Annotated in this window: 13 protein-coding genes and 1 pseudogene; 6 read left to right on the plus strand and 8 right to left on the minus strand. The window is 46.0% G+C overall.

What is annotated here, in order from left to right; translation table 11 throughout:
* Positions 1-2 precede the first annotated feature (2 nt).
* On the minus strand, positions 3-1,268 hold the full coding sequence (locus tag FXO21_RS05535; RefSeq protein ID WP_149639163.1) for a nucleotide sugar dehydrogenase: 1,266 nt from the start codon (positions 1,266-1,268) through the stop codon (positions 3-5).
* A gap of 104 nt (positions 1,269-1,372) precedes the next feature.
* Between FXO21_RS05535 and FXO21_RS05540 the strand changes: the two genes are divergently transcribed.
* Positions 1,373-1,894: an ORF6N domain-containing protein gene (locus FXO21_RS05540; protein WP_225865578.1), complete on the plus strand. Its 522-nt coding sequence runs from the start codon at positions 1,373-1,375 to the stop codon at positions 1,892-1,894.
* Here FXO21_RS05540 and FXO21_RS05545 read toward each other — a convergent pair whose 3' ends face one another.
* On the minus strand, positions 1,895-2,803 hold the full coding sequence (locus FXO21_RS05545) for a class I SAM-dependent methyltransferase (protein ID WP_149639164.1): 909 nt from the start codon (positions 2,801-2,803) through the stop codon (positions 1,895-1,897).
* Positions 2,804-2,927: 124 nt separating this feature from the next.
* On the opposite strand from FXO21_RS05545, the gene FXO21_RS05550 reads away from it, so the two are divergent.
* The 4 genes from FXO21_RS05550 (at position 2,928) to FXO21_RS05565 (ending at position 9,617) form a co-directional block, all read left to right on the plus strand.
* Positions 2,928-4,178: a glycosyltransferase family 4 protein gene (locus FXO21_RS05550; RefSeq protein WP_149639165.1), complete on the plus strand. Its 1,251-nt coding sequence runs from the start codon at positions 2,928-2,930 to the stop codon at positions 4,176-4,178.
* Positions 4,171-4,950: a glycosyltransferase family 2 protein gene (locus tag FXO21_RS05555; protein ID WP_149639166.1), complete on the plus strand. Its 780-nt coding sequence runs from the start codon at positions 4,171-4,173 to the stop codon at positions 4,948-4,950. The genes FXO21_RS05550 and FXO21_RS05555 overlap by 8 nt, the downstream gene beginning before the upstream one ends.
* A gap of 169 nt (positions 4,951-5,119) precedes the next feature.
* Entirely contained in the window at positions 5,120-8,212 is a 3,093-nt protein-coding gene (locus tag FXO21_RS05560) for a SusC/RagA family TonB-linked outer membrane protein (protein WP_149639167.1), read from the plus strand.
* Positions 8,213-8,243: 31 nt separating this feature from the next.
* Positions 8,244-9,617: a RagB/SusD family nutrient uptake outer membrane protein gene (locus tag FXO21_RS05565; RefSeq protein WP_149639168.1), complete on the plus strand. Its 1,374-nt coding sequence runs from the start codon at positions 8,244-8,246 to the stop codon at positions 9,615-9,617.
* A gap of 67 nt (positions 9,618-9,684) precedes the next feature.
* On the opposite strand, the gene FXO21_RS05570 is transcribed toward FXO21_RS05565, so the two are convergent.
* The 5 genes from FXO21_RS05570 to FXO21_RS05590 all read right to left on the minus strand — a co-directional run bounded on the left by FXO21_RS05570 (position 9,685) and on the right by FXO21_RS05590 (position 17,686).
* Positions 9,685-10,989 carry a DUF4302 domain-containing protein gene (locus FXO21_RS05570; RefSeq protein WP_149639169.1) on the minus strand — a complete coding sequence of 435 codons (1,305 nt, stop codon included), beginning with the start codon at positions 10,987-10,989 and terminating at the stop codon, positions 9,685-9,687.
* Between the two features lie 4 nt (positions 10,990-10,993).
* The gene (locus tag FXO21_RS05575; protein ID WP_225865579.1) at positions 10,994-11,923 is read right to left on the minus strand and encodes a zinc-binding metallopeptidase; all 930 of its coding nucleotides are present in this window, start codon (positions 11,921-11,923) and stop codon (positions 10,994-10,996) included.
* Positions 11,924-11,934: 11 nt separating this feature from the next.
* Entirely contained in the window at positions 11,935-13,407 is a 1,473-nt protein-coding gene (locus FXO21_RS05580; protein WP_149639171.1) for a RagB/SusD family nutrient uptake outer membrane protein, read from the minus strand.
* 37 nt (positions 13,408-13,444) lie between these two features.
* On the minus strand, positions 13,445-16,801 hold the full coding sequence (locus tag FXO21_RS05585; protein ID WP_149639172.1) for a SusC/RagA family TonB-linked outer membrane protein: 3,357 nt from the start codon (positions 16,799-16,801) through the stop codon (positions 13,445-13,447).
* 279 nt (positions 16,802-17,080) lie between these two features.
* On the minus strand, positions 17,081-17,686 hold the full coding sequence (locus FXO21_RS05590; protein ID WP_149639173.1) for a precorrin-2 dehydrogenase/sirohydrochlorin ferrochelatase family protein: 606 nt from the start codon (positions 17,684-17,686) through the stop codon (positions 17,081-17,083).
* A 135-nt stretch (positions 17,687-17,821) separates the two neighbouring features.
* Between FXO21_RS05590 and FXO21_RS05595 the strand changes: the two genes are divergently transcribed.
* Positions 17,822-19,768: an ABC-F family ATP-binding cassette domain-containing protein gene (locus FXO21_RS05595; protein ID WP_149639174.1), complete on the plus strand. Its 1,947-nt coding sequence runs from the start codon at positions 17,822-17,824 to the stop codon at positions 19,766-19,768.
* A 153-nt stretch (positions 19,769-19,921) separates the two neighbouring features.
* Here FXO21_RS05595 and FXO21_RS05600 read toward each other — a convergent pair.
* Positions 19,922-20,338: pseudogene (locus FXO21_RS05600) on the minus strand (Uma2 family endonuclease); the annotation flags it as partial.
* Positions 20,339-20,367: the final 29 nt, after the last annotated feature.

The raw sequence follows: 20,367 nt of genomic DNA on the forward strand, positions 1-20,367 counted from the left end.
CCTCACAACCTGGCATCGACCATCTCCCTCGGTAATACCGATTTAAGATCATAAATCACAGATTCGGGACGCGTAAAGTCTTTAAAATCCAGCTTTCTGAACAGATCGTGCGCCACAGTTAATACAACTCCTTCATATTGCCGGTTCGGATTGGAAACCAATTTAATTCCATATTCTGCCAACGCGAGCTCAGGTGATGCCCATGGATCATAAATATCCACCTGCAAGCCGAAGTCACACAGCTCCCGGTACACATCAACTACCCTTGTATTCCGCATATCTGCGCAATTTTCCTTAAATGTAATTCCGAGAATTAAAACGCGGCTTTGATCCAGTCTGTGCCCTTTTCCGGTCAGCAACTTGGCCAGCTTATTCGCTACGAAAATACCCATCGTATCATTCACATCCCGCCCCGACAGGATAACCTGCGGATAGTAACCCAGTGACTCCGCCTTATAAGCGAGATAATAAGGGTCTACGCCGATACAATGCCCACCCACAAGCCCGGGTTTGTATTGAAGGAAATTCCATTTGGTGCCTGCGGCTTCGAGTACCTCCGTGGTGTCAATCCCCATTCTGTCAAAAATCAGCGCCAGTTCATTGATAAAGGAGATATTCACGTCGCGCTGCGCATTTTCTATCGCTTTGGATGCTTCTGCTACTTTAATGCTGGGCGCCAAATGCGTTCCGGCGGTAATAATTGAAGCATACAGCCTGTCGACGAAAGCTGCAATCTCAGGTGTAGAGCCGGAAGTTACCTTTTTGATTTTAGTAAAAGTGCGCACTTTGTCTCCCGGATTAATGCGCTCCGGGGAATAGCCGCAGAAGAAATCTACATTGTATTTCAGCCCGCTGGCTTCTTCCAGTACCGGCACGCAATCTTCCTCCGTACAACCGGGATAAACTGTTGATTCGTAGATCACGATATCACCTTTTCGCAGGTATTTCCCGATCATTCTGCTGGCATCAAGCAACGGAATCAGGTTGGGCTTCTTGCGATGATCTACGGGAGTGGGTACCGTGACAATGTAAATATTGGCAGATTCCAGATCAGATTCTTTATCGGAAAAGCGGAGACTCGCTGCTGCTTCAAGCTCCTGCCGGGAAATTTCCCGGGTTGCATCCACGTGTCGAAGCAATTCCGAAATGCGCTGCCGGTTAATATCGAATCCTAAAACATCGTACTTATCACTAAACGCCACTGCCAGCGGTAGCCCCACATACCCCAGGCCAATCACGGCGATTTTCTCTTTTAAGTCCGGAAGCATTAACTCTTGATTATTTACAGGGCATAAAACTATGCATATTTCAACCTACCAAAAAATTTCAGTTTTACCTGTTACCAAAGTCGAATCGCCGCGTATTGATACAAATGGACAACAAACATTCAAAAGATTTTATGGAACTGGATATCATTCAAAACAAGGTTTTCAATCTGCGCGGGTTCAAAGTGATTCTGGATTTTGATCTGGCAGAAATGTATGGAGTTGAGACAAAAGCATTAAAGCAGGCCGTCAGAAGAAATGCAGATCGCTTCCCGGCTGATTTCATGTTTGAGATGACACAGGCAGAATTGGCAATTTTGAGGTCACAAAATGTGACCTCATCATGGGGCGGCAATAGATACCTCCCATTTGCATTCACCGAGCAAGGTGTGGCTATGTTATCCAGTGTCCTGAAAAGTAAGAAAGCATTGCAGGTGAATATTACCATTATGCGCGCCTTCGTGACGATGCGGCAATTTTACCTCGATTCCAAAGAGTTGAAAGTCAGAATTGATGCACTTGAAAATGAAATGGAGATCAAATTCAAAGACATTCATGAAGCACTTACTTATCTGCTCAATCCGCCAAATCAGGACAGGTCGCCGATCGGGTTCCGGCCGGGTGAGTGATCAGCGCGCGTAGGGATTGGGCGGGAAAGTGTGGATCTGGAAACCGTCTTTTCGCATAGCTTCCAGGGTTTGCTGAGAAGGTACCTTCTTGAAAATCACCGCGCACAATACCTGTGAAGGCATTAAGGAAGCTCTTGTCAAAAAGTCGTGAAATGCGAGTTTGCGCTTTATTTTCCGAAAAGCCAATGAGGAATCGTCCGCTTTTTCCTGACTGTATGAAGGATGATAATAATTGTTGTTAATGCCTTTGAAAGCGACCATCGGAAGGCCCATTCCATTTGCAAGTTTGTCCATTTCGCGCTCAGACAGCTTAAAAACGTAATTCCCGACTTCTTCAAACGAATACCTGTTTTTCCAGTATTTCTGTAACAAAGTCGTATCAAAGCGGTCAAAAATGTTCCTTAGTGCAAGTAAAAAAGGCATTTTTGAAATAGGATCGTGCGGCTCGATCAGAATAATACCTTCTCTGGCAACGCGCAGCATTTCGTATACGCCCAAATACGGCCGTGGAAAGTGATGGTAAGCTTCTTTGCAAAAAACATAGTCAAAACTATGGTCCGCGAAAGTCAGCTTTTCTACATTTTCAACCGCGTAATTATTAATAAATCCCCTTGATTTGGATAGCGGCAAAAAAGCTTCTGAAATGTCCGTCGCGGTCACTTCGAGGCCGTGCTCGTGAAAATAATTGGCATCGAAACCATACCCATCGCCAACTGTCAGCCAGGATTTCTTTTCGTTCATGAAAGGATTTGCCAACGCCAGCATGCGATGATGGATCCAGTGATTGATGGTTTTATGCTTGTTATCATATTCCCACAGCTCAATCGCACGGTCCTTCGCTTCCTTCGTTGCATACTGAACATCGTACCACTCCGAATGCGCCTCGTGGCTGCGCTTTTCATTAGACATGATCGTCAGTTTACTTATTTCCCGATAAAGATAGATTAACGAATAAAATTTTTAACCCCGGAACTGTTTAAATTTACCACTTATAACGATTGCCGGCGGAACCGGATCAGCACAAAACATTTACATGGTACTTCATTTAAGTACATTTCATTTGGAAGGAGGCGCAGGAGTGGCGGCAGTAAGGCTCCATAGGGCATTGCTGAAATCCGGGATTGAATCGCATTTATTAACACCGTTTTTGAGCCGGGAAGAACAAAATGTGACCGGAATAGCCCATACCAAATGGCAAAAACGCAGGATTTGGGGACATTTTATCGCCGAGCGTCTCGCCTTTTACCCCCACGAAAAAGATGCATCCGTTCGATTTGCCTTTTCACCAGCCGATGCCGGTATCGATATCTCCGAACACCCACTCGTCCGTCAGGCCGGCATAATCCACATACATTGGATAAATTTCGGTTTTTTATCACTCAGCTCGCTGCAAAAGCTGTTTAAACTTGGAAAACCCATTGTATGGACCCTGCATGATATGTGGACATTTACGGGCGGCTGCCATTACAGTCGCGGCTGCGATCGTTTTTTAACACACTGCTCCTATTGCCCTTACCTCGCTAAACCAGATCAGTACGACATTTCTTTTTCTCAGTTTGAGCTGAAAGAAGCGCTGTATGCACAGCCCAGACTTGCACTGATTTCTCCCAGCAAGTGGCTCGACCAAATGGTGAAGCAAGCCCCTCTTACGGCCGCGAAAACTTCCGGAAGCATTCCAAATTGTATCGATACGCTTTTTTTTAAGCCGCGCGAGCAGCATTTGGTCAGAAAAACCCTCGGGTTACCTGCGGATAAAAAGCTGGTGCTTTTTACCGGTGCAAATATTCAGGATATCCGGAAAGGGTTTATATATTTTCAGGAAGCACTGGTGTTATTGCAAAAACAGTTTCCGGATATTGAGGCGATGATTTTTGGAAAAGCTCATAAAAACAACCTGCGCGATTTTCCGGTAACGGTCCATTACCTTGGAAAAATTACGGAACCTGATGGTATGGTCGATGCATATAATGCGGCTGACCTGATCGCTGTTCCGTCTCTGGAGGACAATCTTCCAAACACGATCATGGAAGCAATGGCATGCGGTACGCCAGCCGTGGGTTTTGAAACGGGCGGAATCCCGGAAATGATCGATCATAAAGTGAATGGCTATGTGGCCGGATCCCGGTCGGCTATATCATTAACTGAAGGTATCAGGTGGATTTTGGAAAACAATCAAAACGGTGAAATCTCGGCCCGCGCACGCGAGAAGGTTTTGGTAAGTTATTCTGAAAAGATAATCGCAGATCAGTACCAACAATTATATCAGTCTCTTTTGAATGGATAATCAGCCGAGGCTCACTATTATTACCGTTACTTATAATGCAGAACGCTTTGTGGAGCGCACGCTCAAAAGTGTCCGGGCAGCGATGGAAGCAGTCGAAAATCCGGCGCTGGTCGAATATCTGATTGTTGACGGAGAATCGAAAGATGGTACAATAGAGATTTGCGAACGTTATTCCGATCTGATTTCGCGTATCATTTCCGAAAAAGACAAAGGTATTTACGACGCCATGAACAAGGGAATTGCGCTGGCTCGCGGGAAATATCTTTGGTTTCTGAATGCGGGCGACGAAATATACGCCCCAAACGTCATGAAAAACCTGCTTGGAATCCTCGAAAGCGGAGCAGATGTGCATTACAGCGATGCGATGATGGTCGATGAATCGGGTGCAGAACAGGGATTAAGGAGCCAGTTTACGCCACATTCCTTATCCGAAAATATCAGCTGGAAAGATTTTAATCTTGGCATGAAAATATGTCATCAGGCATTTATCGCGAAAAAAGACATTGCGCCTTTCTACGATATCACTAATCTTAGCGCCGATATTGACTGGGAAATCAATTGTCTTAAAAGAGCAGGATCAATCCGGCTTATTCCGTTTGTGCTCTGCCGTTATCTGTTGGGAGGAACTTCCGTTAAAAAACACCGTCGCTCCCTTGCAGACAGGTTCAAGGTTCTAAAAAAACATTTCGGCTTACTTCCAACGATGATCAGTCACCTGAAAATCGTCTGGCGCGGCATCTTGTTTGCGGCTCAGCGGGGTAAATACTGGTAGGCACACTCCTATGGCGGAAATCAGGTAACATCTGACACATCTTCTCTCCTACATAAATGCCACAAATTATACTATACAACTCCTAATTTGTTCGCAATAAAATTTGGCTATATTTCGGATAAACATATCTTTGTTTTGAAAGATTGCACAATAACCAAACCTAATAGCTATGAAAAAAACTTTGCTTCTGGCATTTATTTTCAGTGTCGCTGCCTGGATGTCTGTACACGGACAAGCAGTAGGAATTACTGGAAAAGTATCAAGTGACGATGGCTCTCCCCTTCCCGGCGCCTCAGTACAACTAAAAGGAACAACTACAGGAACGCAGACAGACGCAGACGGAAACTATACTATCAATATTTCCGGCCCCGAATCCGTACTCATTTTCAGTTTCGTTGGGATGACAAGCCAGGAACTGACGGTGGGTAGCCAGAGTGTCATCGATGTGCAGTTAAAAAGCGACACACGTAACCTCAGCGAAGTGGTAGTAACTGGCTTCGGCTCTCAGATTAAGCGCGATCTGACTGGCAATATCGCACAGGTAAAAGGTACCGAAATCCAGAATATGCCTGTGGCGAGCGTCGATGCGGCTTTACAGGGAAGAGCAGCCGGCGTGTATGTGAACAGCGGCAGCGGCAAGCTCGGGCAGGCAATCAATGTCCGGATCAGGGGAAATTCCTCGATCAGCGCGAGCAGTCAGCCCCTTTATGTCGTTGACGGAATGCCGATCACGACGGCGGACGTAAGTAACAGCACAGGGGGCGCTACCAACCCGCTTGCGGATATTAATTCCAATGATATTGAATCCATCGAAATCCTGAAAGATGCTTCCGCGGGGGCAATTTATGGGTCACGCGCCGCAAATGGCGTGGTTTTGATCACAACCAAGCGCGGAAAAGCGGGCAAAACCAATGTCAGCATCAACTACCAGCTCGGCTCGTCAGAAGCGACCCGTCGGGTAGATTTCCTTAATGCAGACCAATATGTGAAATTTTATACCATGGCGGCCAACAACCGCGACCGTATTGACGATGTAGACCCGAGTGATCCAGACTCTTACACCCAGTACCTGTTGGGAGAAGGAGGGTTTCTGGACGATTACAGCCTTGGCACGTTTGGCACACCCGATCAGAAAGAATATTTGTGGCAGGACCAGGCTTTCCAGAAAGCGCCTATGCAACAACTGGATTTTCAGCTGAACGGAGGAAGTGACAAGACAAAATTCTTTATCTCCGGCCAATATCTGGACCAAAAAGGAGTAATAATAGGAAATAAGCTGAACAGACTTTCGGCCCGAATGAACCTGGATCATCAGGCTTATAAGTGGTTGCAGGTAGGGCTATCGATGGGACTGGCGAGAACCATTAACAGGCGTTTGCCAGGTGATAATGCATTTTCCAACCCATTACAAATGGCCGCCCTTACCCCACTCACCCCATTTACCGATCCTTCAACTGGCTTGCCCACAGGAACACCGCCGGGAGAAGTGGGTGTACCGCTTTATTTCAACCCGATGATCACGAGTAAGTATGCCAGCTTTATAGCCACTTCATTCAGGAACCTGACCAATGCTTACGCGCAGATCAGCTTCACACCTGAACTGAAGTTCCGGAGTGAGCTTGGCATTGATCTCCTCAATCAGAATGAAGAAAGCTACTACCAAACGCAGAACGTACGGAATGTGAGCACGGCAAGTAGTGGCCTGGGAGAGAATTTTGCCACATTTATTACAAATTACAATACAAACAACTTTTTTTCTTACGACAAGACAATGGGCAACCACAGTATCGGTGCCACGCTGGGGATGTCGTACCAGCAATCTCAAAACAAACTAAGTTTCATTGAAGGATCCCAGTTCCCGTCCAATTCATACAAAAAGATCGCGAGTGCTGCTACGAAATCGGGCGGGAGTTCGTCGGAAACCAATTTCCGCTTCCTCTCCTATTTCCTGAGGTTTAACTATAAGTTTTCAGAGAAATACCTGATTTCTGCCAGTGCAAGGATCGACGGATCGTCGCGTTTTGGTGTTAATTCCCGTTATGGATTTTTTCCGTCGGTATCAGCGGGTTGGGTACTCACGGAAGAGAATTTCCTGAAAGACAACAATGTGCTTAGCTTCCTTAAACTAAGAGGAAGCTATGGTTCGACAGGCAACTCCGAAATCGGCGATTTCCCGCAGCTTGGCTTGTTCTCAGGAGACGCGGGCTATGCGGGAGCAGCAGGCCAGCGGCCTTCCCAGCTAGCCAACCCGGACCTGAAATGGGAAACGACAAAACAAGCAGATTTTGGAATTGACTTTGGTTTGTTCAACAACCGGATCAATGGTGAAATTGACTATTACGAGAAAAAGACCGACGGTTTGCTTTTGGAAGTAAATGTACCGGCCACCACAGGATTTTCGATCAAAGTCGCCAATGTAGGCAAGCTCGAAAACAAAGGCTTCGAATTTGTACTGAATACGCAAAACCTGATCGGAAAATTCAAGTGGAGCACTTCTCTTAACCTGGCTGCAAACAGAAATAAGGTTACCGATATTCAGGACCAGATTATCGAAGGTGGTCTCGCAAATATGAGCCGCGTGATGGAAGGACAGCCGGTTGGTGTTTTCTATACCGTTGAATACGCGGGAGTTGACCCTGCAAATGGGAATGCACTTTTTTATAAAAATACGCCGACAGAAGGCAGGACTACGGTCACCAACAGCGGATATAACAGTGCACAGCGCGTGGTGTCGGGCAACCCGAACCCTAAACTTGTAGGGGGTATTACCAATACCTTTTCATTCAAAGGATTCGACCTCAATGTGTTCTTCAACGGAGTCGCCGGCAATAAGATCAATTTCTACGGGGTAGGCCAATATGCATCTGCCAATGGTATCTATGAAGACAATCAGACTACCGATCAGCTCAATGCGTGGACTCCTGAAAATCCGAATACAAATGTTCCGGAGGCCCGGTTTTACCGCGGGAATGGAAATCAGGCATCGAGCCGGTATATCATGGACGGGTCGTATTTGCGCCTTCGTACTGTGACGCTGGGCTACAATTTACCATCAAACATTACCAGCAAAATCAAAATGGATCGCGTGAGGCTTTATGTTTCCGGACTGAACCTGGCAACTTTCACCAACTACAAAGGGTGGGATCCCGAGGTAAACACAGATGACCTGAGTGCGAGGGATCTCAAATTCGCAACCGGAACTGATTTTTATACCCCACCTCAGCCACGTACAATACTGGTTGGTATTAACGTAGGTTTTTGATTTCATTTCAGCTCATTAATTGAAAAAAAATATGAAAAAGAGAACATATATACACTCCCTGGCTCTGTTGACAGGTCTGCTCATGGTGAATGGCTGTGCAAGCAAGCTGGATGTTGCGCCTACCCAAAGCATTGAAGAAAGCACCGCGCTGAGCACTTCGCGCGATGTGGAGGTAACCCTGATAGGTGCTTATGATGGATTACAGGATGTGGACGTTTATGGAGGTGCATTCCAGTACACCTCCGAATTATTGGGAAACAGCGACGAGCTGGGCTTTGGAGGGACTTTCCAAAACCTACTCGAAATGTACAATAAAGAAATTACCACACAGAATGTAACAGCCCTGGCGACCTGGCGCGATTCGTATGTTGCAATCAACCGCTGTAATAATGTATTGTCAGCGCTGGATATCGTGGAAGAGGATAAAAGGGAACGTGTGGAAGGTGAGGCGCGGTTTATCAGGGGTTCTATTTATTTTGACCTGGTCAGAATGTATGCAAAAACCTGGGGCGATGGGGATAACAATGCAAATCCGGGCGTTCCGCTCATTTTAACGCCGACGCGGGTTGTGACTGAAGCCAATAATATCCCCCGTAATTCGGTAGCCGAGGTATATACACAGGTCCTGGCTGATTTGACTGCAGCCAAAACACTTTTGCCGGAGGTTAATGCTATTTACGCTAATAAGTTTGCTGCATCTGCCCAATTATCGCGTGTATACCTGATGCAGTCCAATTTTGCACTTGCAAGGGATGAGGCTAATGAAGTTATCCAGTCAGCTAAGTATCCGCTGGTGGCTGACTTTTCTTCACTATACTATACTTTCCTGCGCAACAACGGAGCTAATCCGGCTGAATACATTTTTTCGATGGTCGTAACGCAGCAAGACGGAGCGAACGATATGAACACCTATTTCGGAGCGACTATCGAGGATATCACAGGGACTTCAGGAAGAGGGGATGTTCGCATACTTCCCAAACACAGAAGCCTGTACGAAACTGGTGATGAACGCGGGAATTTCTTTATTACTACGCTCAATACCTATACGCAAAAACATCTGGACACTTTTGGTAACGTGCTTCAGTTCAGGTCTGCCGAAATGTATTTGACGAGAGCAGAGGCCAATTTTCGTCTCAGCACGTCAGTGGGCGCTACTCCTGTTGCAGATATTAACCGGATTCGCACACGGGCCGGCCTGACAGCAGTCACAACAGTGAATCTGGAATCGATCCTCAAAGAGCGGCATCTCGAACTTGCATTTGAAGGCCACATGTTGCACGATATCAAGCGGAACAAAAAGAATGTAGGAACATTCCCCTACAATTCTCCGAAGCTGATCATGCCTATTCCACAACGCGAGATCGATGTAAACAAGAGCCTGGTGCAAAATGAGGGTTATCAATGATTTTAACCCCTACAAAAAAACACTCCTTTTGCCAGGAGTGTTTTTTTGCTTTAGAAAATGCACGCAACTATTGCCAGGAAATCCAGGCTTTCGCGTCTTTGGCACTCACCATATCGTACGTTGTTTCTGACGTCTGGATCAGATAAAACCCGCTTTTATCGTACAGCAGATTTGCCGAGTTCACTGCCGGGCCATTCATAGGGACAGGACCTGTGGTGGCGTAGGCCGTATATATGATCCTGCCATCGGCGGTGAATACAGGAGGCTCGCCAAGGTGCCCGTAGATAAGCGACAAAGCGTCATCGACCACAAAAAGGGGCGCAAAAATCTCATAACTCGTGTCTCCTCCCGGCTGGTACAAATAACGATAGTAGGGGTTTCCTTCGTAACTGAGATCTTTTACTCCAAATGCATCATCGACGCCCTTAACGTGAAACCCGTTGAGAGAGCGCCAGTAGCCACCCGATTCGACGGGCTCTCGCCACCATCTCCTTGCAGCTGCAAGATCAACGGAAATTGGTTTGATCGCTTCCTGCACCACAGTATTGGCCCCTCCTCCCGAAAACCTCAGTTGCATTGAATTTGCATTCCACGTAAAGTTGGTAAAACCATTGATGGTTTGTGAACCATTTACCAACGGTTTGAGGAAAACGAGGCTCGCCCCCGCAAAATAATACCCTGTCGTAAATGTCTTGGGCACATTGCCTTCCAGCCAGGTTAGTTTAATAGTTCTATTCAACTGGTTGGGCGTAATCTCATAAGTAACGTTGCCGAGGGTAATCCGCCTGAAATAGGTCTGATACTTGGAAATATTGTTGAAGAGAACCGCCTTTGCAAGATCTCCGCTGGCGTAAGCCGCTGCCTGTGCCTGCGTTGCTTTGGTGAGCACAAGCCTGCTCTGGTTTTTTCTGCCGACGAAGGTGACCGTTTCTTCTTTCAGTGAGTCGGGAAAAATACTGAACTCAAAATCCGATTGAAGCCCTTCCCCTAATACGCCCCCATTTACCTCATTGTCCGGGTCAGACAACACGTGTAAGTATGAATAGGTATCGAATATCAGCGAAGGGGTCTGCATGGCTTTCAACCGGTAGCTGCTTTCCTTCGGTTTGGCTGCAGACTCTGCTGTAAAGTCCGAGTACATGACGACCCTGTTCTGATCATTGAATTTGAAGTGAAAACCATAGCTGCCGCCGCCTTTTGGGTAAATGATTGCATTCCAGCCGTGCGGGGCCTCAACAAGCAGCTTTTCATAGGATGCCAATGCAGCATTCAAACGGGTATCCGCAGATTCTTCAAACAAAGTATCATCGCTATTCTCGCAGGAAAAAAAAGCGGAAGAAGCGAACAGGAAATAGAGAAAGATTTTTTTCATTTAATTAAAAAAGTTTGTTCATCGATCCCCTAACCCGTTTTTGCAGGCTATAAAAATCTATATCCCACGTATTTTTATAATAGGCGACCACAATAGCCTCTTTTTGCCGGAGCGACGACTGCGCCTGTGCTTTGGTGACGCCTCTTGGGCTGGTACCTTCCGGGATCGAATTTACGATTTTGTCGAATCCCGCTTTTCCTTCGGTCAGCATCATGGCGATCATTTCCACAAAGTCTTCATCAAAGTTCAGCGAACTATATGCAGTTACGAAACCATCGCGGCGGGCATCTGCATCCGACCAGTTGATCCAGTTTCCTCCCTGATAAAGCGACTTGGTAATGTTCCGGTATTCAACAGGATATAACTCCGTCTGGTGCAGGATGTGCCCGAATTCGTGGTGTATCGTATGCAGGAACCAATCTTTTACAAAGGCCGAATCTCTCGCCGCATCGTAGCCCTGCATTCCCTTAATCTTAAACAAATTAACACCGAACAAAACTACTTTCCGACCTCCCTCAGCAGTACCAAGCGTAATTGAACCTTCCGCATTGTATTCATTGCTTCCGGAAAGAATAAAGAACTTGGGAGAGAATTTATTGTAAAAGACTTTCCCGGCTTCCTGTACGTAGGGTACTGTCCAGGCTTTTTTGATTGTGCTCAGCAATGGAATAACCTGGGCTTCGTCTGGCGGCACCAGTGTTTTCGTAATATTGCCAAACTCAAACTGGTCCCATTTGTACTTCGCCGAAATATTGTACGGCGTAGTCAGGCTGTCGAGGATCCATTTATCGACCGGCCCGGGCACCCACGTGTCTCCGCCCAGTCCTGGAATGTCTTCCACCTTGCCAATTTTTTCTTCCGTACATGAACTCAAAAGCATGCTGGCAGCAAGCATTCCGAGTAATAAGGTTTTTGAAATTGATTTCGCTATCATATTCATTTCAATTATCTGCTGTTTTGCTCAATCCCTGCCAAGGTTGCCGTTTGCGGTATTTGTAAAACCCTGCGGGGGTCGGTCGCCGGTACCGAGATCACCTGTCCCGAGGAAGTCTGGTGCTGAACAGGAATACCGTAACGCTGCATATCAAACCATCTCATTCCCTCCTGCACAAATTCGACTCTTTTAAAAAGCAACACCGTATTCACGATTCCCGACCGGAGGTTCATCCCATTAAAAAAGCTGGTGATCCTGCTTGAAGTAATCCTGTGCGTAGAAGGATTATAATTAGAAACGCGCTTGCTGGCAAACAAGTTAAGATCTTCAATAGCCGCAGCCGTATTATTCAGATACGCATTTGCTTCAATTTTATTGAACAAAACCTCCTCAGCTGTGAACAGCGGCACCATTACATACGGAAATCCAATTTCCGCATTTACAGATTCCCTGACAAAATATTCGTTCAATTTCGGGATCAAATAGTTATTATCGCCTTGGGTATACAAAGGATAGGCCCAACTGGCGTTACCTGCGATGATCCCCTCGCCTTCCGAAACTTCCAGCCATTTTCCGTAATTCATTCCGTACCGGTATTGCGCTACATATCTGCCGTAGGTCGAAGAGGTTTCAGCAAGGAGCAAATTGGCATTCTGACTGGCGCGGGAATAGGTATTGTACAATTCCTGAGGCGACAAGCTTTCGTAAGTTGTGTTCCAGGGGCGAAGGTTGTCGCCTATATTCGCTCCGGGAAACACTGCATTCGCGTATTGCAGCACTTTTGCATAATCCCTTTTCACCAGATAAAACCGGCAGGCAAATGCATTCGCGGCGGCACGATTGAAGTGGTACTTAGGTACGGTATAGCTGCCGTCGGCAATCAACGGAAGCCCTTCCAGCAAATCCTTTTCGATCATACTGTAAACAAAATCGACTGTCCGGCGGTCATACTGTTTCAAAACCACCTTTTCCGGAACAGTTACATAAGGAATTCCCGGGCTTGGATTAGCTTGTGTAGCGTCAAAAAATTTGCTGAAAAAGTTGACAAGCATAAAATGGGCATAGGCGCGCGCGAGCAAAGCCTCCCCTTTTTGCGCCGAATATTCTTCCGGATTGGCCACTTTGCTGATAATGTCAAGCGCCTCATTGGCAACCGAAATCGCCCGGTAGCATTCCGCCCAGTATTGATCCGGCGAGTCCTGCTCATCCACCGTCGCCTCGACTTCTTCAAACAGATAGGAAAAACGGTTGGTCTTATCATCTTCCCCAATTCCTTTGTCCGCAACATTGTCGCTCATAGACTCGGCAAACAGCACGTAGCTTCCCTGCGGATAAGCAGTGGTGAGTAACTGGGATACCTTTCCGGGTGTATTGATCGTTGCCCGGGTACTATCGGGTTCGGTGGAAAGAAAATCCTCACAGCCAGCCAGTACCAGGAGCAGCGGGATAATCAGAAGGCTTTTTATGTTACTTAGTCTTGTCATGTTTATTCTGGATCAATGTCTTTGTCTCAGCGTACATTTATAAAGTCAGCTTGATCGCAACTGTGAATTGCTTTTGAATAGGCTGCGCAACACCGCCGGAGTTGAAAAACTCAGGGTCCTGCCCTTTCAGTTTTTTGTCCGCATAAATCAGCCAGGGATTAATAGAAGAAAGCTGGATACTCGCTGCTTTAAAACCATATTTGCCCGAAAATGCTAGCGGCACTCTGTAAGACAGCGAAACCGATTTCAACCTGACAAAATCACCTTTTGCTACCCTTTCAGTTGAATAATTGTAAATACTGTAAGGATATGTACCAGCCAGGTACTGGGCTTCGAGCTTGTCGGCAATAGAGGCCACTGGCGTAACCGCTTCTTCACCCGGAATCACCCATCTGTCCAGAAACTCACGCGGAAGTGCGTCCAAATCACTGAATGCACCTTTGTAAAGTGGATTAAGGCGGATCTTGTTACCATATTGATAGGTAAAGAACACATTCAGTGAAAGATCTTTGTAAGTCAGCGTATTATTAAAACCTCCTGTTACAGGCGGATCAACCGGCCCTTCATATTTGAGATAGGATACATTCTGATCTTGTAAATAAACATCAGAGCTCACTTCTCCATTTTCGTTCAGGAATATAGGGACGCCCGTTTTGGGATTTAAAGCACGATAATCTATTGAAAAAAGGCTCCTGACCGGCCGTCCCGTCACATTTGCCCCTTCTGCTTTTACGAGATCAAATATTCCCGGATTATTATCCACATTGGTAATGCGGGTCTGTGCATAGCCCACCGTAATGCGTGACCGGAAATCCCAGTCTTTGTTTTTAAACAATACACCATCGATCGAGAAATCAACTCCATAAGACTGCATATCGGCATAATTGGCCACTTTGTATATCTGCCCACCGATTCCTGAAGTTTTGATTTCGTCGATCAGATCGAAGCTATTTCTGATGTAGCCGTCGACGGTCAGATTGATCCGGTTCGCAAATAATCCCAAGTCGAGCCCAAGGTTTCCGCTGTACAGTTTCTCCCAGGTCAACTGTGTATTTTGAAGTGAAGCCAATGCGATTGCAGATTCTTTTTCATCGGCAAATGGTCTTCTGGTAATAATACTCTGGAACAAAACCGCAGAATTGGTCGCCGGCCCTGTATCGGCCGAAAGTCCGTAACTCGCGCGAAGCCGTCCCATGCTAAGCCATTTGGAGTTTTTCAGAAAATTTTCCCTGTCGAAATTCCAGGATCCCGCGACTGTATACGTCGGCAGCCAACGGGCAATGGCGGATTTACCGAAACTATTCGATCCGTCGTAGCGGATGTAAGCGGTAAAATTATATTTATCGTCCAGTGTATATCCTGCACTTCCGTAAAATGCCGCAAACCGCTCGTAGTCCATTCGCATCCCATAATACTGGAAGTTGGTTTCTATGGTCTGCTTCAGGATCCGGTAATCGACAAACGGTGTCCCGCCCTGGTCATATTGAAATCCGTAGCCGGTATTGTTGGAATTTTTGCGGTTGGTATACTTGATTTCCTGTCCAGCCAGGATATCAATCTGGTGCCTGTCGGCAAATTTCCTGTTGTATCTGAGGTTATTACGGATGTTATAAAAAAGCATCTGATCCTCATTTGTATTGTAAAAACCACCGCTGGGCAGCACTATAACGGGATATGCATTGGGAACGTCGGGATCGGTGTACAGGTATTTATTGGCCAAAGCAATCGTCGAATTGTCGGCTGCGCGGTAGGCGTTGGCCATATTGCTGTGCTCCGTGATAATGTGCTCACGGCCGGTTTGAATATACCTCAGCGCGCCCAAAAAGTCGTAAGTAATGTGATCGGTGATCTTGTAGGAAAGATTTCCCTGCAACTTAATGTCCGCCAGGTTAAGATTGATACGGTTATTAGCCAGTTCCGAGACGATATTGAATGGCGCAAAATTTCTCCTGAAATATTCAAGATCGCCATTTTCATCGTAGGCGGTTAAAGTGCGGCTGGTGTTCAGGGCATAGCTGAACGGGTTAATATCAAAATCCCTGTCAAATTTCCCTTCTACCGGATTGCTGCGGCGACTGAGCGAACCGGGCGCCTGCTGCCTGCGAACGGACGCCAGGGTGGTCAAACCTATGCTCAGTTTGTCTGAGAGTTGGTAGGTATTGTTAAAATTCAGTGTGTAACGCTTCACTTTATCTGCGATCGTCCATCCATTGTCGTCCAGGTAACTTACAGACGCATAGGAGCTTGACTTTTCACTTCCGAACGAGACACTCAATGAATGCTCATGAATGAAGTTTTGTTTGAAAAGCACATCAAACCAGTCCGTATTTGCTCCTGCGTATCTGAGCAGGTAGTTTCTCTTGGCCTCCTGTGTATTGGGAAGTGGAAAATTACCTTCATTGTCACCATTCAGCGAGTTGTAATATTTACCGTAAACACCAAAATCCGGCTTTGACAAAATGTCTGAATTCAGATAACCCTTGCGTTCCAGCTCTCCCAGCACAGACATTTGCTGGGCGGAGTTCATAATGTTGAAGTTGCGGTAAGACGGTGTAAGCTGCGTACTGAAATTACCCGAATAAGTGATGACAGGCTTTCCGCTTTTACCTTTTTTGGTCGTAATCACGATTACACCGTTCATAGCGCGGGCACCGTATAATGCAGCCGCAGCGGCATCTTTCAGAATATCGAAAGTTTCAATATCGTTTGGGTTGAGTCCGGCGACTGCCGAGCCCAGTAGCGTAGTAGGGTCGCCGCTCGACAGCTGATCATTTGAAATATTGACAATATCCTCCTGAACAACACCGTCGATCACCCAAAGTGGCTTATTATCACCATTTAAAGAAGTGGCTCCGCGAATACGAATTTTGGGCGCTGCCCCGAAAGTACCTGACACGTTTTGAATGGAAACCCCGGCGGCACGGCCTTCGAGCATCCTGCTTACATCCGGTAGGCCGTCGATTTTGACATCGTCGGTTTTTAGCGTAACAGCCGAACCCGTGAATTTATCCTTGTCAATATTCTGAAAGCCAGTTACCACCACATCCTGTAAACCAACCGCGTCCTCGGCGAGCTCGATGCTCATACTTTTCGCGGCAGGAACTTCCTTTGCCAGAAAACCGATCATTGTCACTACCAGCGTCGCGCCTTCGTTGACATCGGTCAGTAAAAACTCGCCTTTTTCATTGGTAACAGTCCCCTTCTGCGTTCCCTTTACCCGCACAGTTGACCCGATCAATATTTCCCCGGTGCTGCTTTTGACGACACCCTTTATATCAATGGCAATGCTACTGGAAAAGGAAGGAACAGAAAAAATGGAGAAAGCAAGAAAAACAGCACCAAGACACAACAAAGAAAGCCTACACTGGCCACCGTTCCGGTAAAAAAGATCCATATGCTTACGTATAAGTCTATCTCAAAAATGAATAGGTTTCCGAGTTATCGGTTTGGTTAATACTTATTTCAATAATACGTATTAAAGCTATAAAAAGCGAACACAATTTATTGCTACCGGTTACATAGCACAATTGCTAAAAGGAATTTTAGGTTTCAAGGTCAATCGCCTGGATTAGCCGAAGTAATGACTGATGTGGAGGGGTGCGGGTGATATGTTGCAAATATCTTTATTAAAACAATTTACACTGCAATTTATTGTAAGATTTACCTGTGATTTTTAATCCTCAATCTGATCGTTTTCAGGTTGTCTGCCCGCGGTTGTCAGCACGGAAGTAATGCGGTTCAATTCCTCCACTTTATATGCAAAATCACCCTTTAACATATCCCTGACAGCTTTAAGCTGTTCCATTGCGGTTTCGAGATTGTCGGGCAGTGCTTCTCCAAGTACTTCCTTTAAACGTTTCGCCAGTGTGGGCGACATTCCGTTGGTCGAGATCGCAACTTTCAAATTCCCTTTTCTGACAACAGAAGACAGGTAAAAATCGCAAATAGCAGGTGTGTCAGCCACGTTGGTTAAAATATGCTTTGCCCTTGCAACGACAGAAATCCGCTTGTTCTCTTCTTTATCATTCGTGGCGACGATCACCAGGTCCTTTGCAATCAGGTCTTCGTCACTGAATTTTCTTTTAATCAAAACAATGCGGGGGGTTTGTTGGGCCAGATCCAGAATTTCCTGCCTGATCTCCGGCGATACCAGGGTAATGTTGGCTTCTGGTGAATTATCAAGCACCGCCGTGATCTTTTCAAGGCCTACATATCCGCCCCCAACAATCAGCGTGTGCAGTTTTTCAAGTTTGATGAAAATTGGAAAGAGGTTGTTCACTGTGCAGGTTTGAGATGAAAACTTTATAATCAAATTTACAAGAAAATATGTTTTGATTCTGCCTGTCAGGTTTCATTTATAACTATTCCAACAATCGGACTTTTACTATCTGCTTCTTCCGTGTAACTTTGTAATATGATCGCAATTACCAACCTCAGTTATTTTCTTGGCGACCGGGCACTTTACGACGGTGCATCGCTTCATATAAAGCCTAAACAAAAGATCGGGCTGATCGGCCTGAATGGAACAGGAAAATCTACGCTTCTGAGAATGATCAACGGAGAATTCCAGCCCGACGGCGGCAATATTTCCAAAGCAGGAGACTGTACCATTGGCTTTCTGAACCAGGATTTGCTCTCCTACCAAAGCGATGATTCCATTCTTTCAGTGGCAATGCAGGCATTTGAAAGACAAAATATGCTGCAAGTGCAGATCGACAAGATCCTGCATGACATGGAACACAACTATACCGACGCGCTGGTTGACAAGCTCGCAAAAGTGCAGGATGAATTTGAGGCGCTCGACGGGTACACCGTACAATCCAAAGCCGAGGCGATTCTGGAAGGTCTGGGTTTCTCAACCGCCGATCTGCAGCAGCCTTTGCGTCTGTTTTCAGGAGGATGGAGAATGCGGGTAATGCTGGCCAAATTGCTGCTGCAAAAACCTTCACTTCTCATGCTCGATGAGCCTACCAACCACCTCGACTTACCTTCCATTCAATGGGTTGAGAAATATGTACAATCGTACGAAGGCGCCGTGATTGTGGTTTCCCACGACAGGCAGTTCCTTGATAACACGATAGATACGACGGTAGAAGTATCTGGTGGAAAACTGAATTATTACGCAGGAAACTATTCCTACTATCTCGAAGAAAAAGAAGAACGCAACGAAATCCAGCGTGGTGCTTACGAAAACCAGCAGGCGAAAATCCGGCAGACCGAACGTTTTATCGAACGTTTTAAAGCAAAAGCTACCAAATCCCGACAGGTACAGAGCCGGGTGAAAGCGCTGGACAGAATGGATGTAGTGGACGCTGTAATTGACGAAAATGCCAAGGTCCATTTCCGATTTCAATTCACTACGCAGCCGGGAAGGCACGTTTTTCAGCTGGAAGACGCTTCCAAAGCTTACGGAGAAAAAGTGATCCTCGATAGTACCAATATCAGTATGGAACGCGGAGATAAAATTGCGCTGATCGGCGCCAATGGACGCGGAAAATCAACCGTACTTCGTGTAGTTGCTGGTACTGAGCCTATTGAGGGAAAAAGAAGGCTGGGACACAATGTATCCTTCACATTCTATGCACAGCATCAGCTTGAATCCCTGAATGTGGCCCATAACCTGATTGAGGAGCTCAAATATGCGAATCCGAATAAAACAGAAACCGAACTCAGGACTGTATTAGGATGCTTTTTGTTTACAGGTGATGATGTTTTCAAGAAGATTAAGGTACTGTCCGGAGGTGAAAAATCGCGGGTTGCATTGGCAAAAGTATTGCTTTCACAAGCAAACTTTCTGCTGCTCGATGAGCCTACCAACCACCTGGACATGCAGTCTGTCAATATCCTGATCCAGGCATTGCAGCAATATGAAGGCAGCTACATTGTGGTTTCCCACGACCGGTATTTTGTTGAAAACATTGCTAACAAGATCTGGTATATTGAAGATCATCAGATTAAAGAATATCCCGGAACTTACGAGGAATATGAAATTTGGGTGGAGGAAAGAGGATTACAATCTGCTGTAAGTGAGAAAGTAACAGTGAGCAGCGCACCGCCTCAGAAAGCAAGCCAGCAAAATTCGGGTCCCGCAAAAAATGTATCAAAGCCACATTCGAGCGAAGATTCAGCCAAGCTGAAAAAAGCGCAAAAACAGATTGAGGAACTGGAATCAACCATTAACAATCTGGAAATACGCAAGGCAGAGACGGAAACGAAGTTGGGCGACCCGAAGATTTATAATGATTCTGTGGCACTGGCGGAGATGAACCGCTTCTATACCGATATCAAGCAAAAGCTCGAAAAAACAACAGAGGATTGGGAAAATCTGATGATGGAAGTCGAAGAGCTGTCTGCTAAATAATCTCTTCGTTTTGCGCATAGATGTCACGCATTTCCAAATGCATGCCGAATGACCGATTTCAATGGCTCCGTCAATTGCGTATGCCTCGGAAGCGAGTACCCACAAGCCGTTATCTGCTTTTCGGTATACTTCTGCCATTAATTTGCGGGAATCGATTAATACATACTCGACAAGTGAGGAAATGCTTCTATAAAGGTGAAATTTCTGACCTCGATCGTATTCACCAATACTTGGAGACAGCACCTCGATGATCACGGACGGATTAAGTATGGTATCCGTCTTACGATCCAGGAATTCCGGCTTGCCGCACAAAATCAGTAAATCAGGATATGTGTAAAAAGCATTTTCAGGAATATGCACCCGCATATCACTTGAAAAACCTTGGCACGATTTGCCTTTCAGAAAAAAACCTATTTCTCCCGACAAATTTTCCTTGATACGGTTATGATTTAGTCCGACACTGGCCATTGCGAAAATTTCGCCACCGTAGTATTCGCTTTTGTAGTCCGCGGCTCTTTCTAATTCGAGATACGCTTCTGCTGAATACATTTTGATAGGTTGTGCTGTCATAGTTGTGTAAACAAAATAGTTAATAATCT

Source organism: Dyadobacter sp. UC 10 (assembly GCF_008369915.1).
Lineage (GTDB): Bacteria > Bacteroidota > Bacteroidia > Cytophagales > Spirosomataceae > Dyadobacter.

What these genes read in the sequence shown, in the direction of transcription:
- FXO21_RS05535 (WP_149639163.1), bottom strand. Translation starts at nt 1,268, where the DNA reads ATGCTTCCGGACTTAAAAGAGAAAATCGCCGTGATTGGCCTGGGGTAT.
- FXO21_RS05540 (WP_225865578.1), top strand. Translation starts at nt 1,373, where the DNA reads ATGGACAACAAACATTCAAAAGATTTTATGGAACTGGATATCATTCAA.
- FXO21_RS05545 (WP_149639164.1), bottom strand. Translation starts at nt 2,803, where the DNA reads ATGTCTAATGAAAAGCGCAGCCACGAGGCGCATTCGGAGTGGTACGAT.
- FXO21_RS05550 (WP_149639165.1), top strand. Translation starts at nt 2,928, where the DNA reads ATGGTACTTCATTTAAGTACATTTCATTTGGAAGGAGGCGCAGGAGTG.
- FXO21_RS05555 (WP_149639166.1), top strand. Translation starts at nt 4,171, where the DNA reads ATGGATAATCAGCCGAGGCTCACTATTATTACCGTTACTTATAATGCA.
- FXO21_RS05560 (WP_149639167.1), top strand. Translation starts at nt 5,120, where the DNA reads ATGAAAAAAACTTTGCTTCTGGCATTTATTTTCAGTGTCGCTGCCTGG.
- FXO21_RS05565 (WP_149639168.1), top strand. Translation starts at nt 8,244, where the DNA reads ATGAAAAAGAGAACATATATACACTCCCTGGCTCTGTTGACAGGTCTG.
- FXO21_RS05570 (WP_149639169.1), bottom strand. Translation starts at nt 10,989, where the DNA reads ATGAAAAAAATCTTTCTCTATTTCCTGTTCGCTTCTTCCGCTTTTTTT.
- FXO21_RS05575 (WP_225865579.1), bottom strand. Translation starts at nt 11,923, where the DNA reads ATGATAGCGAAATCAATTTCAAAAACCTTATTACTCGGAATGCTTGCT.
- FXO21_RS05580 (WP_149639171.1), bottom strand. Translation starts at nt 13,407, where the DNA reads ATGACAAGACTAAGTAACATAAAAAGCCTTCTGATTATCCCGCTGCTC.
- FXO21_RS05585 (WP_149639172.1), bottom strand. Translation starts at nt 16,801, where the DNA reads ATGGATCTTTTTTACCGGAACGGTGGCCAGTGTAGGCTTTCTTTGTTG.
- FXO21_RS05595 (WP_149639174.1), top strand. Translation starts at nt 17,822, where the DNA reads ATGATCGCAATTACCAACCTCAGTTATTTTCTTGGCGACCGGGCACTT.